The organism is Occallatibacter savannae (genome assembly GCF_003131205.1).
Taxonomy (GTDB): domain Bacteria; phylum Acidobacteriota; class Terriglobia; order Terriglobales; family Acidobacteriaceae; genus Telmatobacter; species Telmatobacter savannae.
The window spans coordinates 201,424-215,810 of sequence record NZ_QFFY01000009.1 but is presented as its reverse complement, the minus strand read 5'-3'; the positions used below and the strand labels follow the sequence as shown (position 1 = coordinate 215,810).

Sequence of the window (14,387 nt, the reverse complement as noted above, 5' to 3'; positions counted from 1 at the left end):
GTCATTTGTTCACGTCGACCGGTGATGACCGCAATGCAAACGTTGGAAGATCACATTCTTCATCTCGAAGGCTTGCTTGAGCACCTGAAACAGCAACTTCCAGCGGTAGGCCGCCCTACCGCCGAACGTGACCGCATCGAACGAAAGCGCCACATCGTGAAGCTCGCCCTCTCCTACTGCCGTGCAGCTCTCGACCTTGAGAAGCGTCTTGCCGACCTTTGAAGATGCGTGTTCATCGCCCGATGCTAATTGATTGCGGCGACACGAGCCGAATTACCGGCTACTCGGACATTTGCCGGATTTTCGCCGTTAGGGTCCGAGTAGCCGACGACTCGCTCGGAGCATCCGTCCAGACAACCTGATGTACTTGGCTTGGTCTACGACTCTCCTTGAAACTTTGAGAGTGTGAATGAACCCACGATCCCTATGAATTGGTCTGCGGCATTTCGCATTGGTGTCGCTAGCACGTCAGCCCAAACCGGGCGACCGTCGACACGGCGCAGTTTGAAGCGGAATGGTGCTCGGTTCCCGCCCTCCTTCATAGCGAAAAGCCGTCTCGCCTCGTCTAGGTCTTCTGGAAACACGTACAGAAACGAGTCTTTGCCGAGGAGATCAGAAACGCTGGTGCCCAACATCTCCGCCATGTCCTGATTCGCGTAAACGGTTACGCCACGAGAGTCGATGATCCAGAGGGCGTCAGGGGAAGCAGTGGCTGATTCGGGTGTCATTCTGGGAATAATAACTATACCGCGAGATGGTTATCAGGACCGTATTTGTGGCCCGTGATGCGGATTAGTGTTACGTGCTTGGGTCTGGTGAAGGTGCAGGCGGCGGTGCTGCGCCAGCGGTGTCCGTCCTTGAGGCGAGTTCGGTGATTTTGTTGCTCATGATTTGTTCGAGCGCGATGACAGACGGATCGTTGGGGCCTAAACCAGAGTAGGCTTTGGCTTCCTCGAGAACCTTGCGGATGGCTTCAATTTGGGAGGAGTGTGAATCAGCAGTCACCGAAAATCCGAGAGCGAAGTGTCGCTGGGCCCGTGGATTAAGAAGCATCCTAGCAGGGGTGAGATTTCGAGGCTAGTCCTTCGACGCTGATCCATATGGCGGGGTGGGATGGTGCCGTCTCTTGTGTTCAATGAAGTGGCCAGAGAACCAGAGGATCACGTCAGGCGCATCGATGACTTCAGGGGGCGGATCGGGCATCAGTTGCCCGCACGCTGAGCACTGTGCTGATACGGGGTGCAGATTGTTATCGTAACGAAGCGTAAGCTCGGCGCTCATCAAGACCTGCTTCCCGTCAGAGGACTGATCCGAGGGGCCTGGGCCTAGGAGATGCATTGCTCGCAGAAGTGGCGGTCAAGACCGCTTTCCTGAAATTCCACCATCACTCGTTCGTTGAGTTTTATGATGAGGAGAATTGTTGCTGCCAGCGGTCGCACAACAAGTTACGGATCCCGAAAATCATGCCCCTTTGTGAAAGACAGTGGGCATAAACCGATGGGGATGAGAGTAGCACGGAGCGCGCTGCTTTGAAAGGTCGATGTCGGCGAGCTATTGTTTCTTCTCTGGTGCGTTCGACTGGGTACGCCAGATCTCGTCCGGGTCCAATGGAAGCGGTACTACGCGGTGCATCGGTGGAAGACGGGGGAGAGCAGCTGGGAGTTTTCTTTGTATCCAGTATGCATCCAACTACTCACACTCTCGGTTGCGAGGGCTGTTCGCTCCGTGAGCGGGAACCTCAAGGAGCGATAATGCTGGGGCCTCAGAGCAGACGTTCTCCTCGCAATGGAAGCTCTCAGGCTCTGGCAACCTAGCGTGCAGTCAGCAGGGTTTCCGATCGAGTCACCGGCTACTCGGACCTTTGACGTTCGTTCGCTTTTTAGGTTCGAATTGGCGACCACTCACCCAGAACTGCTCTTCTCTCTCTCTCTCTCTCTGCGATGTCACTTCCAGCTGGCCTCACCTGAAAAACCTACTCCGGAGCAATGACCTAAGACTGATGCTGGAGTGCGGTGCCGCTGCCGGCGGTTCTCTTCCTGTGAGCCATTCGGCTCGATCTCTCGCGAGAGTCTATTCGCCGAAGCGATGCGCTCTCTGCGAACTCGTCCCCATCTGGGTTACCATCGACACCGGAAGCATGAGTTGCTAGAATTGTCGTCCTGGTCGCGCCCCAGCACGAAAAGGAACGATCTTGCGCTTCCGTTTCGCCGTCTCATGGTGCGCTATCCAAAGCGCGAGTTGGGTTTTCAGTTGACGGACGTTTGGGTCGCCGCCAGCGAATTCGGCGCATTCCTCAATCTGATCAACACCGAAATAGATGAGGCGCGAAGACAGGGCTGCTCGGCAAACTTCTCGCCTCTGCAGCATCGCATATGACGCTTCCAGCGTTTCGCTTTAACAAAAGATAAAAAGAGCCCCGACGTTCTTTTACCGGAGAAGGTCGGGGATCGCAAAGGTTGAGAAACGTGGTTATCGGTTCGATGCGGTAGCGGCCTTCTTACGTTGCCCGAGCACCGCTGAAGTAACCTGTCGTTTCTCCTCGCACCACTGCGCCTTAACACTTTCCGGGCTGCATCCGGTCTCATGAATCGCTGTGCGGTCGAGTACCAGCAATTCGAAACTTCCGTGATGCGGCATCAAATAGAGGAAATATCCCGCATGGTGTCGGCGCATTAGGAGTGTCCGCAGACGGGAGGCTCAACAGCCATGATGATGTGCTTATCTTTAACTGCGTGGCTACACTCTTTGGGTCCAATGCCATATTGGTGTTTTCTATTAGTGCTACTCGTTGGGGTGTTGATGGCAGGTCAGCTATATCGGTATTGGAAAACCATTTATGACTTGCGATCAAAGAATGAGTTTATTGAGTCTGAGCGCCAGCGTTCGGAAGCTCTGACGAGATCGCTCCTAGCCGTCAAGGCCGAGCTTCAGGCGAGCAATCAGGATCTTAGAGCTGAGAACCAACGCCTGGAACACCGAATTGCTGAATACGCCGAAGTTCAACGGGAGAGAGATCGTCTCCAGCAGCGGATTGTCGAACTCACCAGCGCTGGACCGCGATTGCATGGGGTGTGGAACAGCTCGCACACCTTTTGGCATATAAGCCGCAACGGCGCACAGCCGATGATGCAAATCGGAGGTCGGATAAATTTGGCATCCAGCAACACCCATGAGGTGCTACACCTGCTAGCTGGGTACATTGAAGGCCAACGCATGGATCTTGTGGAACCGATTAGTATCCGACCGGATGTGATTGAAGACGAACAGGTCATCCTGCGTATATCTCCTCCCATCAATGCGAATGAATCGTGTTCACTCACAGCAGAGATCGTCCTCGAAGATCATCAGAATCGATTCCACAATTTACCCAAACACAGCTTTCGCCCCACTGAGCTAGCACCGCCATGGCTGAGTGAAGATCCAGCGGACGTTGCGTTTTGAGCATAGAATCGACGGCTTCTTTGTGTTTCGGTATCGTTCAGAATGTCGGGCCGTCTCGGAGATGCTGGAACCAATCCCCTACTGCGCTGAGCTGGAGATAGATCTATTCAGTCCAGACTTTTACGGCAAAGAGTGTCTCGCTGTGCACATGAAGGAAAAGGGCTAGACCGGGTTCAAGCGTGTCGATTGCAGAGGTCAGATCGCATTGTTTTCTTCAATCAACTGAGTTCCGGGCGGATAACCGGCAACTCGGACCCTAACTATTTTTGGGCTGGTTCCGAATTGCCGACAACACGACCACTAACAACACGACCGCGAACAGACTTTAGTGCCCGAGATCAGTTCTAGTTTAGTGCTTTCTTGATTTGAATCGCAGGACCGCAACCGGCCGGTAGCGGTAGTGTGTTCCCGCCCTTTGTGCCGCCCTTTCCGTCAGGTGCGTGCATCGGTAATGCTTGGCCGTCGCCAAGGTAAAGGATCGATGCTTGAGTTCGCACCGGAGTGGGTTTGCCGCTGACCATGTACGGCCGATATGTCCAACGCCGCACGGCAGCAAGGGCAGAATCTTTCAGTTCTGAATAACCGCTTTCGAAGTCGGCCTTGTTCACCTTGCCCTCTGCGTCAACGAGAACTCTGACCACAACAAGGGCATTCGAGCACCGCTTGAGAGGTGATGCCGACAGAGGCGGCGTTTCGTGGGACAACAGGAGAGCGGCCATGGCCTTCTCTGGAATATCAAGCGGTCTTGTGTCCTGAGCAACGGTGAATATCGCTTGCTGGCAAAAAAACAATCCGAGAATCGTGATGGAGAGCCTTAGAGCCATTGGAGGCTCACTATACAGCATTCGGGCCGTGTCACCGGCTACTCGGAACCTACATTTCCTTGCTTTAGCTTGCAAGTTGGCACTGACCACTCATGACTGAAACCGCGAAAGCCGGAATTTTGGGGCTCCTGAATCATCAGTTCTTGTCGAGAGTATCAATCCATTTTCGGATGACTGATTGCAGAGCCGTCCTCTTTGATTTCACCTCTTCTGTGTTGTGGAACAGTGCCAGCCTTCTCCCGTCTGTGTAGTCACCTTCCAGCAAGCCAGACTTGTCGTCAACGCGCTCTCCGCTGAGGAATACCAGACGAACACAATCCTTTTGGTGCAGGTTGAAGACCACTACGTGCCGCTTGTGCTCCTTGGGATTGAACGGTTTCATCTCTCCAGAGAAGAAAAACGCCGGTGCGTTCCACTTGATTTCTTCGCCAATCTCACGGTCTGCGCTCAAGATGATCCTTCGCAATGCTTCGACAACGTTGGCTAGTGGATGCGTGAGCGTTCGCATGAATGCATCGACTTTCTCTGGCTCAGTCGCTTTTGTCAGGACACCTTCGTTGAGCTTCATCGAAGATTCCGCTGCACGCTGCCGGCGTTTCATAGTGCATGCAGGGTACCACGACGGTTCTGGACGAATAACCGGCAACTCGGAAGCTGGCGATTCCCTGGTTGGGTTCCGAGTAGGCGACTGTAGCCCGCGATCCCGGCCTTAAGACCGAACTTCTTATGCCGGGTTGTAATGCAATCATGATTGATCGAGTTCCAGAAGGTGCCTAGCTAGGGGTTGCATACGTGTCTGTACCTGCTCGGACAAGCGGGTTCTGAAGTCGAATCCTTGCCGGACAGTTCTTCGAACGAAGTAGCCCTGAATGGACCGGCGGTTGCCCGACGTCAAATTGGCCCCATGACCGTGCCAGACAGACCCGTCAAAGACGATCATAGTTCCCTTCTCACCAAAGCACATGACCTCGTCTGGATGTTGTGTTCCAGTCTGGCCCGTGGCTTCGTCCGGAACGCTAGGCCATTTGTGAGAGCCAGGGATGAAACGGGTGGCGCCGTTCTCTCGTCGAAAACTATCGAGCATGAGGATGAACCCCAACAGAGGTGCATCCTGTGAAGCCCGGGGGAGGTCGGCGTGAAGAGCCTGTGCCGGTGTTCTGGCCCGTAAGGTTCTACCCAAGAAGGAACTCAGTTTGAAGTCTCCTTCGAAAAACAAGCTGCATGCAGTAAGCAGAGGCTCATGCAGGAATACCTCATCAAATATCGCGCTGAAGCTGAGCAGGTCAGACATTCGAGTCGTAGCGCTAGCGACTTTGAAGTGTGGCCCGGATGCAACCGCCATCACTTGATCATAAGCATATGTAAGCTGACCAAGGCGTTCTCCAGTCAGCGGACCGGGCATTCGAAGGAAACCAATCCTGCCGAGTCCCTCGAAGTCGAAGTCAATTCGGGCATTATTGACGTGGGAGGGAAGGGTCACTTTCACGCAATCAGCCTAGCAGACAGCTGCTTCTTGATTGTCGGTCGGGGACAGGTAGCTCGGACTCTAAAGGCGTTGTAGGGTCCGAGTGGGCGACCACTCGCCAGACGATGTTTCGGTCACGCTCTCAAACTTCAAACGAAGCCTGTTTCCCACCCGAAATCGACCCCAGAGCCATGTAAACTCGACGCGTATTCAAGGGAGGCCAACACCATGGTTGAAGATTCAGACCGCGCTTGCGTTCGGCAGCATTTCCAGGTGCTCTGGAACGGCGGCAACACCGAAAGAATCGACGAGTTCTTCTCCCCAAACTTTGTCAATTTCGGTATTTCTTACAAAGATGCACGCGGAATAATCCAGAAGATCGTCTCTGTGTGGAGAAATGCCTTTCCCGATCTCCAATTTCAGATCGACCAGATGCTCTCATCGGAAAATACAGTCTTTTGTGAAGTGACTCTCAGCGGTACGCACCTCGGCGACTTTGTCATGATTCCGCCCCTCCAAGGACCTACGCTCACCCCAAACGGTCGGCGATTTCAAGTGAAACACATTCACCGCTTCCGTTTGCAGGAGGGGAAGATCGTAGAACACTTCGCTGTTCGCGACGACCTTGGGATGTTTCAGCAGCTTGGACGTATCGTCATTTCCGAGTAGCCGACCATCCGCTCAGAACTGATCCTAAGAGCACTGAAGTGCCCGGATATGATTCGAGCCGAATAGGGTTAGCATTGATGACTGCAGCAAAGTGTTACAGCCGGGAAGTCTCCCGGCTGCCTTCTGCTTCGTCCTTTCTTACTTGGGCTGAACTGTCAATGCGACCGGATGAGCGACGACGAAGGGTGATCCGGAAACGCTGCTCACACCGCCGGTTGTCGGGTGGTAGGCGAACACGTAAATCCGGCTGTCCGCGTTGCTAATAGCGTAGAGATGATTCTTGTTGTCCCACTGCACCATGTCGATCGGCGCTGAGGTCAGCAGCCCGGTGTGCGGCGTAGCTTGGCCAGAGGGGTTGAAGTTGAAAAGTTGCAGACCTTTGTCACCTGCGATTGCAAGCAGCTTGCCCGATGGAGCCATACTCGTCCAGCGCACATGGGCCACCTGGGTGGCATGCATGTTTGAGTACGTACTGCTCGTCGTCAAATTGCCGTTTGTCGTGTTGATGGCGTATGTTGCGATCCTGTCGTTCTCGCCGCTTGGATAGGTGATATCAACGGCCATGTGATTGGTCGGGTCCGGCGTGCTGTAGCCTATACACTCTGTCCAATAGCTGGTCGTTGGCGGCGGAGTTGGGAAGTTGTATTGAATATTATTCAGCTGCAACGCTCCATTCGACTGCTTCTTGAAGGCCCCGAAACTGGTGATTGTCAGGTTGCAACCTGCCGCATATGCAAACAAGTTATTCGCGCTTAGGTTGAGAGGCGGGAACATGTAGCGGTCGGGGCCGCTGGTCGCCAGATAATTCAACAACCCAGTCGTCTGATTTACAGACCAGGACTGATAGGCAGGCACATCGTTGCAGCCGTTTGAGTTCAGTACCAACTGGTACAAGAACTGCCCGGTGTGATCAAGGGTGAGGAATGAGCCGTCGTTGCAGGAATTCCCCGTTCCTTTGTTCTGGATGTTCGTTGCTCCAACATACTTGAGCGCACCATTTGACTCGATCAGGTATGAGAAGATGTTGCGGCCATTGTCTGTGGCAATGTTGTCGGATCCAAAGAGGAACTTTCCGTTCACTGCCATGTAGCCTAGATTGGCGCCCCACGGCGAACCTGAAATCTGCGAAAGCTGACCGCTGGCGTTGGAGACGAACCCAACAACCCGGTTATTTGATCCGCTGTAATTACTCGTCACATAGACGAATGCGGACGGAGCAGTTTGCGAACCGGCCGATTGTGAGCAGAGAAAAGCCCCGGACAAGACCGCGCACGTCAGGAAAGAACCCGTTTTAGGAAACATGATAGAGATCCCCGAGAAGATTGATTTTCTTCCGCGGTGCTCGAGGCAGAGATCGCGTCCCTCCGTGTGTAAGGATCAGGCCTCGACGGGCCATATCCTTAACCGCGTGAATCCGCACAGGCGTACATGCCCGCGATTGTGTGATTCACCTATGGCATTCTGCTGTTGCCCGACCGACAGCTTCTCTCATTCCCCCAACAGCAGCCATATTCCGAAGTACCCGCCAATTCGCGCTGCTTCAAGGGCTTAGACCGGACGGGAACGCCGAGCTTGAAGACGAGTGAAACGTGTGCATCCGCCCGTGCGTCCTTGAGGGACGGATTACCGGCAACTCGGACCTTTGACGAGTCGTCGCCTCTAGTTCTGATTGGGTATCAGAGGAGTTTCTCCGGCGTAGTAGATGCGGCTCAGCGAGACGCGGTCGACCGTCCTATCAGGCACTTTGGCTCGCGGGGCGCCAATCGGGGCGGCAATAACGGCTCGAATGAAACAGTTATATAGGAATCAAACGGGTTATCAACAGACTCACGGCTGAGCATCGCTGTTAACGTTTGAAAAGAAATAACTTACACTAGCTTTGCAAATTCGGGACCAGGGGGTCGGAGGTTCAAATCCTCTCTCCCCGACCATCTAAATCAAATACTTACAATTCATATGATGCGTCTGGCAAGCTTCCGCGCGTGCACCAGTTGAGGTGCATGGACTTACTTGGGGCGGCGGTTGTCTTCTGGGATCCGAAGCGGGTTGCGGATCCTGATTCGAACGATCGAGCTCAAGCCGAGAATGGAGGCGGCGGGATCAGGGTTGCCAGCCGCCGCCGAGTGCGCCGTAGAGTTGGACCAGGCTGAGCGCTTCGTTTTGTTGTGCGTTCACCAGATTCAGTTCGGCCGTGTAGAGGTTGGAATCGGTAGTGAGCACTTCGAGGTATCCGGTCGATCCGCCCTGGTAGCGAATGCGCGCGAGCCGCGTTGCATCCTGCGCCGCTGAGACGAGCTTCTCCTGCTGCTCGCGATTGGCGCGCTGCTTGTTCAGGGCGATGAGAGCATTCGAAGTATCGCGAAAGGCTCCCGCGATCGTCTTCTGATAATTCAGCACCATCTCTTCCTTGGTGGCTTGAGACAACTGGAGCTGGCCCTTCAGCTTGCCGCCTTCAAATATCGGCTGCGTCAGCGAGCCGAGCCCGTAGATTGTCTTTCCTGCCGTACTGAAGATGGACGAGAGGCCGTCGCCCCCAATACCGGCTGAACCGCTGATTGTCATGCTGGGGAAGAACTGCGCGCGCGCAACACCGATCTGCGCGTTCGCCGCCATCAGCTGCGCTTCAGATTGCTGTATATCCGGTCGCCGCTCGAGGAGTTGCGAAGGGATTCCGATGGGAAGATCCTGCGGAGGAGGAGCGAGCGCGTTCGCAGCCTGATGGACGATGGGGCCAGGGTTTTCTCCAATGAGGAACGACAGCGCGTTTTCCTGCTGCTGAATTTGCTCTTCGAGCTGCGGAATCTGCGAGGCAGCGGTGTAGAGGAGTTGCTCTGATTGACGCACATCGGAGAGCGGCACCGATCCGCCGCTTTCCAGCTTTCTGGTCAGGTCGACCGAGTCCTGACGGACCTTCAGAGTTTCCCGCGTTATCTCAAGTTCTCGATCAAGGGCGCGAAGCTGCAGGTAGTTGGTTGCAACCTGTTCGACGAGCGTCAAGCGAACCGCGCGCTGCGCCCACTGCTGCGCGAGCAATTGCTTGCGGGCCGCCTCGGTTTGTTTGCGGTACAGCCCCCAGAAATCCGGCGTCCACGAACCGGATACGCTGAAGGAGCCTGCGACCAACGGATTTGGAAACTGCGTTCCCAAAGTGTCGGGCAGTGAAGCACCGAGGCCTGTGCCGCCCACGGTGATGGCGGGAAACTGCTGCGAGCGCACGATCCTTACTTGAGCTTGCTGCTCCAGAATCCTCTGAGCTGCGATGCGCAGGTCGTAGTTGTGCTCGAGAGCCTTGCGAATCAGGTCCTGCAATTCGGGCTCTTTGTAAACATGCGACCAGTCCTCATCACCCAGAGATGCTTTGGAATCCGATGAGACCGTCGTATTATCGGGGCCGCGAAATGCCGGTGGCGCCGTATTCGTGGGCCGAACGTACTTCGGCCCTACGTTGCATCCGGCGAGAAAGACGGTTCCGTAAGCGGCACCGAGCAGAGCAACAAGTTTTGCAAGGTTCAATGGCCTCACGCTTCACCTCCATCTGCCTGCGCGAGCACGACAGTCTTGTTCGGCTCCGAGGTGGGGCCGCATAGACCGTGACTGGAATCCATGGTCGTCCCCTTCCCGCCAGGCATGAAGCGATGGGACAGATACTCGACGACCGCAAATGTGACCGGGATGAAGATCAGGCCCAGTGCGGTAGAGAGCGTCATGCCGCCGACCACGACGGTTCCTAGAATCCGCCGCGATGCGGCACCCGAACCCGTCGCCACCCAGAGCGGCAAGCAGCCAACAATGAACGCGAGGGCGGTCATCACGATGGGGCGAAGCCGCAGGCGCGCTGCATTGAGGGCGGCCTCGCATATGCTTTCTCCTCTCTCGTAATTCGCTTTGGCGAATTCGACGATGAGGATGGCGTTCTTTGCGGAGAGGCCGACGAGCATAACAAGCCCGATGGTGGCGAAGATGTCGTTCTCGAACGCACGCGCGTGCAGGGCGATGTACGCTCCAAGAATCGCCACGGGCGTACTGAGAAGCACGCTGAACGGCAGGGTCCAGCTTTCATAGAGAGCGGCGAGAATCAGGAACACGAAGGTGATGGAGAGACCAAACACTGCCCACGATGGAATTCCCTTCTCTGCCAGCTGCTCCTGAAACGACATACCCGAATAGTCGAAGCCTGCGCCCGACGGCATGGTCTGGTGGAAGACTTCTTCGAGCGCTTTTCTAACCTGTCCTGAGCTATAACCCGGTGCGCCGGTGATGTTGATCTGCGCGGCATTGAATTCGTTGAATCGGTAAATGAACTCGGGACCGGTGATCCGTTTCACCTTCACAAGAGAGTTCAGCGGCACCTGGCTGCCGTTGGCGCTGCGCACGTAGAACTGATCGATGTTCGAGATGTTGGTTCGCGATGTGCCTTCAGCTTCAACGTAGGTCTGCCATTGGCGGCCGAAGCGGTTGAAGTAGTTGACGAGGTAGCCTCCCATGAATGTCTGCATCGTTGTGTAGATGTTCGAGAGATCAACCTGCTGTTCGAGGGCCTTCTCCTTGTCGACATCGACATAGAGCTGAGGCACGGCCGGCTGGTACGACGGGATGGCAGCGGCGATCTCTGGACGCTTCGAGAGAGCTCCGAGAAATCCGAAGACGTTTTTCGTGAGTACGGCCGGATCGTCACCGCCGGAGCGGTCTTCGAGAATCATGGTGACGCCGCCGGAGGTTCCGATGCCGGGGATGGAAGGCGGAGGAAATGCGAACGCGATTCCGTCCGGATTGGCACCGAGCTGCTTTTGAATGCTGGCCTGGATGTACTCGAGTTGTTGCTCCTTAGTCTTTCGCGCTTCCCACGGCTTCAAATTTACGAAGAAGAAGCCGGCATTCGTACTCTGTACCTGGGTCAAGAGCGAGAAATCTGTTACGGCGATGACGCCCTCGACGCCAGGTGTTTTGAGAAGTGCGTCTGAAATTTTCTGCTCCGCCGCGTCGGTGCGCTGAGCCGACGCACCATCGGGCAGCTGGAGAGCGAGAAACATGTAGCCCTGGTCTTCGGTTGGGATGAATCCGCCGGGAAGAGTGCTGCCCAGGTAGACAGCAAGAGCCGTGACCAGAACGAGCGCGACCATCGCGAATGCTGACTTATGAATGAGGACGCGCGATGTACCGATGAAGTTGTCCGTGGCGCGCTTGAAGAAGCGGTTGAACAGATTGAAGCCCCACGTGAGAGGCCCACGTTTGCGATTCGCTTCTTTTGGCCTGAGCAACAGCGAGGCGAGAGCCGGGGAAAGTGTGAGCGCGTTGAAGGCCGAGATGAGTACCGAGATGGCGATGGTGACGGCAAACTGCTGATAGAGGCGGCCGGTAATTCCGGGTATCGCCGCAGTCGGGATAAAGACGGCCGCAAGGATCAGCGCGATAGCGACGACAGGACCACCGACCTCTTCCATCGCCTTCTCTGTTGCGGCTTTCGGATCAAGTCCTTCTTCGATGTGGTGTTCGACGGCTTCTACCACAATGATTGCGTCATCAACCACCAGGCCGATCGCGAGTACCAGGCCAAAGAGCGAGAGCGTGTTGATGGAGAAACCGAGAGCGGGAAAGATGATGAACGTGCCAACGAGCGAGACGGGAACTGCAAGCAGCGGAATGAGCGTCGCGCGCCAGCCCTGAAGGAAGATAAAGACAACGACCACCACGAGGGCGAGGGCTTCAACGAGGGTATAGATGATTTCGCGAATGCCGGATGTAACTGCCTTGGTAGTGTCGAGAGGGATGCTGTAGGAAATGTTGGAGGGGAAGGTCGCGGACAGCTCCTTCATGCGCTGTGTGACTGCCTGCGCGGTCTCGACAGCATTTGAACCGGGAAGCTGGTAGATCGCCATCACTCCGGATGGGGCCTGGTTGTAGCGTGCGGAGATGGCGTAGGCCTGATCGCCCAACTCAACTCGCGCGACATCGCGGAGGTGGAGTATGGAGCCGTCGGGATTGGCACGGAGGATGATGTTGCCGAATTCATCAGGCGTGACAAGGCGGCCTTGGGTGCGAACGGTGTAGGTGAACTGCTGGCCATGCGGGATCGGCTCGCCGCCGATCTGCCCTGCGGGGTTCACATTGTTCTGGGTCTGGATCGCCGCAATCACCTCCGGCGCAGTGACGCCGAGCTTGGCGAGCTTGTCGGGCTGCACCCATACGCGGAGCGCATATTGGCCGCCGAAGACCTGAACGCGCGAGACTCCCTTGACGCGAGCGAGTTGATCCTGGAGGTTGATGATTGCGTAGTTCGTCAGGAAGTCCTGGCTCAACGTTCCGCTCGGAGAATTGACGGCGACCAGCATGAGCGGAGAGGTGAGCGCTTTCTGAACGGTGAGCCCGGCGGTCGTTACCTGCGGCGGCAGCTGCGACTGCGCCTGATCCACTCGCAACTGCGCAAGCACCTGATCGATATTCGGATCGGTCTTGACGTCAAAGTCGACGAAGATCTGAGCCACTCCGTTGTTGGCGCTCACGGAGTTCATGTAGATCATGTTGTCAACGCCGTTCATCTGCTGCTCGATGGGAGTGGACACTGCCTGCGCCACTGTTTTGGCGTCGGCGCCCGGGTACGTCGCGGTGACGAGAATCTCCGGCGGAACGATGTTCGGAAACTGCGAGATAGGCAGCTGCACCATCGATACAGCGCCAATGATCACCGTGAGAATGGCGATGACAATGGCCACAATGGGCCGGCGTATGAAAAATTTGGACATCGTTACCGCCCGGCAGGCTGTGCGGCCTGAGAATTTGCCGAAGGCTGAGCGAATTGTGGATCGACGGGGGCTCCTTCGCGCAGCTTCTGCAGGTTGTCAGTGATCACGAGAGAGCCGCTGGGGAGGCCGCCCTCGATCACCCAGTTGTTGCCGTATTGCGGGCCGAGCTTCACGTTGTTCACGTGAACCGTGTGGTTGGCAGCGACGGTGTAGATCTGCTCCTGACCCTGAAATTCAGAGACCGCAATCTCGGGCACCAGGACCGCATCGTGCCGGATTTCTGTTTCGGCGCGCACACGCGCGAACTGTCCGGGCCTGAGGACATTGCCGGGGTTCGGAAATGCCGCTGCGATGCGTATGGCGCCGGTCTGCGCATTGAGCTGGCGATCGACGAACTCGATGTGTCCCTCGTGCGGATATTTGTCTCCGTTGGCGAGGGTGAGAGTCAGCGGGATTCTGGAGCTCCCTTGCAAGAGATCACGGCCGCCGCTGCGAGCGCGCTGCACGAGGGCGAGGTATTCGCTGTCGCTGATGGAGAAGTAGACCTTGATGGGATTGAGCTGCGACACCGAAGTCAAGATCGATTGCGTGCTGACCAGATTGCCGACCTGTGTGGTCGCCTGGCCCGCGACGCCCGTGATGAGCGAGCGCACCTGGGTGAAGCTCAGGTTCAATTTCGCGGTGTCCACCGCTGCCTGCGCGGTTTTGACTGCCGCCTGAGCCTGGGCCTTCTGCTGGATTTCGTTGTCCAGCTGGCTCTTCGCTATGGCACGGGCTTCGGCAAGAGGAGTGTCCCGGTTCACGTTGATGGTTGCCAGAGCCAGCTGAGCCTGTGCCTGCCCGAGCTGCCCCTCTGCCTGATGCAGCGCGGCTTCAAACGGCCGCGGGTCAATCTCGAAGAGGATCTGGCCCTTTTGAACTTGCGCGCCTTCGCGGTAGTTCTGGCGAACGAGGTATCCATTGGCCTGCGGCTGAATCTGCGCGTTGACGTACCCGTCGAGCGTTCCAACCCACTCTCCAGTCAGGGGCACATCGCGCTGCTCGGCTTTGACAACTGTCACTGGCAATGCAGGGGGCGCACCGGCATTCGCTGAAACTGCCTTGCTGTTGCATCCAGCCATCAGGGCGCCCGCAAAAACGAGAAGTGCAGCGAGAGGAAGTATTGCTGTGTGGCTCTTTGCCACGATGATGCTGAGGTTTGCTTTTGAGAACACGACCACCTCGTCCCCGATTTGCATCGGAGCTCAC

Annotated in this window: 13 protein-coding genes; 2 read left to right on the top strand and 11 right to left on the bottom strand. The window is 56.2% G+C overall.

Features of this window, described 5'->3' with window-relative positions; all coding sequences use genetic code 11:
- Positions 1-33 precede the first annotated feature (33 nt).
- Positions 34-222 carry a hypothetical protein gene (locus DHV10_RS25695; RefSeq protein WP_162601899.1) on the top strand — a complete coding sequence of 63 codons (189 nt, stop codon included), beginning with the start codon at positions 34-36 and terminating at the stop codon, positions 220-222.
- Between the two features lie 155 nt (positions 223-377).
- Here the strand turns inward: DHV10_RS25695 and DHV10_RS28450 are convergent, their stop codons facing one another.
- The 7 genes from DHV10_RS28450 to DHV10_RS28445 form a co-directional block, all read right to left on the bottom strand.
- On the bottom strand, positions 378-728 hold the full coding sequence (locus DHV10_RS28450) for a PAS domain-containing protein (protein WP_109489276.1): 351 nt from the start codon (positions 726-728) through the stop codon (positions 378-380).
- Between the two features lie 70 nt (positions 729-798).
- A complete protein-coding gene (locus tag DHV10_RS25685) occupies positions 799-1,005 on the bottom strand; it encodes a hypothetical protein (RefSeq protein ID WP_162601898.1) in 207 nt (68 codons plus the stop codon).
- 72 nt (positions 1,006-1,077) lie between these two features.
- On the bottom strand, positions 1,078-1,281 hold the full coding sequence (locus tag DHV10_RS25680) for a hypothetical protein (protein ID WP_162601897.1): 204 nt from the start codon (positions 1,279-1,281) through the stop codon (positions 1,078-1,080).
- Positions 1,282-2,907: 1,626 nt separating this feature from the next.
- Positions 2,908-3,171, bottom strand: coding sequence for a hypothetical protein (locus DHV10_RS27410; protein ID WP_162601896.1), 264 nt, complete (start codon positions 3,169-3,171; stop codon positions 2,908-2,910).
- 614 nt (positions 3,172-3,785) lie between these two features.
- Positions 3,786-4,265, bottom strand: coding sequence for an energy transducer TonB (locus DHV10_RS25665; protein WP_162601895.1), 480 nt, complete (start codon positions 4,263-4,265; stop codon positions 3,786-3,788).
- Positions 4,266-4,401: 136 nt separating this feature from the next.
- Positions 4,402-4,833, bottom strand: coding sequence for a DUF1801 domain-containing protein (locus DHV10_RS25660; RefSeq protein WP_204101532.1), 432 nt, complete (start codon positions 4,831-4,833; stop codon positions 4,402-4,404).
- Positions 4,834-5,010: 177 nt separating this feature from the next.
- Positions 5,011-5,556, bottom strand: a complete 546-nt coding sequence (locus DHV10_RS28445) for a phytanoyl-CoA dioxygenase family protein (RefSeq protein ID WP_420818762.1) — start codon at positions 5,554-5,556, stop codon at positions 5,011-5,013.
- 402 nt (positions 5,557-5,958) lie between these two features.
- Here DHV10_RS28445 and DHV10_RS25650 point away from each other — a divergent pair, with 402 nt between their 5' ends.
- Positions 5,959-6,399: an ester cyclase gene (locus DHV10_RS25650; protein WP_109489268.1), complete on the top strand. Its 441-nt coding sequence runs from the start codon at positions 5,959-5,961 to the stop codon at positions 6,397-6,399.
- A 138-nt stretch (positions 6,400-6,537) separates the two neighbouring features.
- Here DHV10_RS25650 and DHV10_RS25645 read toward each other — a convergent pair whose 3' ends face one another.
- From DHV10_RS25645 to DHV10_RS25630, 4 genes are all read right to left on the bottom strand, one after another.
- Entirely contained in the window at positions 6,538-7,701 is a 1,164-nt protein-coding gene (locus tag DHV10_RS25645; RefSeq protein ID WP_109489267.1) for a lactonase family protein, read from the bottom strand.
- Between the two features lie 798 nt (positions 7,702-8,499).
- Complete coding sequence (locus DHV10_RS25640; protein ID WP_239462053.1) at positions 8,500-9,912, bottom strand: efflux transporter outer membrane subunit; 1,413 nt, start codon at positions 9,910-9,912, stop codon at positions 8,500-8,502.
- Positions 9,913-9,917: 5 nt separating this feature from the next.
- The gene (locus DHV10_RS25635; protein ID WP_109489265.1) at positions 9,918-13,139 is read right to left on the bottom strand and encodes an efflux RND transporter permease subunit; all 3,222 of its coding nucleotides are present in this window, start codon (positions 13,137-13,139) and stop codon (positions 9,918-9,920) included.
- Between the two features lie 2 nt (positions 13,140-13,141).
- Positions 13,142-14,353, bottom strand: a complete 1,212-nt coding sequence (locus tag DHV10_RS25630) for an efflux RND transporter periplasmic adaptor subunit (RefSeq protein ID WP_239462049.1) — start codon at positions 14,351-14,353, stop codon at positions 13,142-13,144.
- Between the last annotated feature and the right edge of the window lie 34 nt (positions 14,354-14,387).

Bases quoted from the DNA above. Each gene is read 5' to 3' on its own strand.
- DHV10_RS25695 (WP_162601899.1), top strand. From the start codon at position 34: ATGCAAACGTTGGAAGATCACATTCTTCATCTCGAAGGCTTGCTTGAG.
- DHV10_RS25665 (WP_162601895.1), bottom strand. From the start codon at position 4,265: ATGGCTCTAAGGCTCTCCATCACGATTCTCGGATTGTTTTTTTGCCAG.
- DHV10_RS27410 (WP_162601896.1), bottom strand. From the start codon at position 3,171: ATGGGTGTTGCTGGATGCCAAATTTATCCGACCTCCGATTTGCATCAT.
- DHV10_RS28445 (WP_420818762.1), bottom strand. From the start codon at position 5,556: ATGTCTGACCTGCTCAGCTTCAGCGCGATATTTGATGAGGTATTCCTG.
- DHV10_RS25635 (WP_109489265.1), bottom strand. From the start codon at position 13,139: ATGTCCAAATTTTTCATACGCCGGCCCATTGTGGCCATTGTCATCGCC.
- DHV10_RS25645 (WP_109489267.1), bottom strand. From the start codon at position 7,701: ATGTTTCCTAAAACGGGTTCTTTCCTGACGTGCGCGGTCTTGTCCGGG.
- DHV10_RS28450 (WP_109489276.1), bottom strand. From the start codon at position 728: ATGACACCCGAATCAGCCACTGCTTCCCCTGACGCCCTCTGGATCATC.
- DHV10_RS25660 (WP_204101532.1), bottom strand. From the start codon at position 4,833: ATGAAGCTCAACGAAGGTGTCCTGACAAAAGCGACTGAGCCAGAGAAA.
- DHV10_RS25650 (WP_109489268.1), top strand. From the start codon at position 5,959: ATGGTTGAAGATTCAGACCGCGCTTGCGTTCGGCAGCATTTCCAGGTG.
- DHV10_RS25680 (WP_162601897.1), bottom strand. From the start codon at position 1,281: ATGAGCGCCGAGCTTACGCTTCGTTACGATAACAATCTGCACCCCGTA.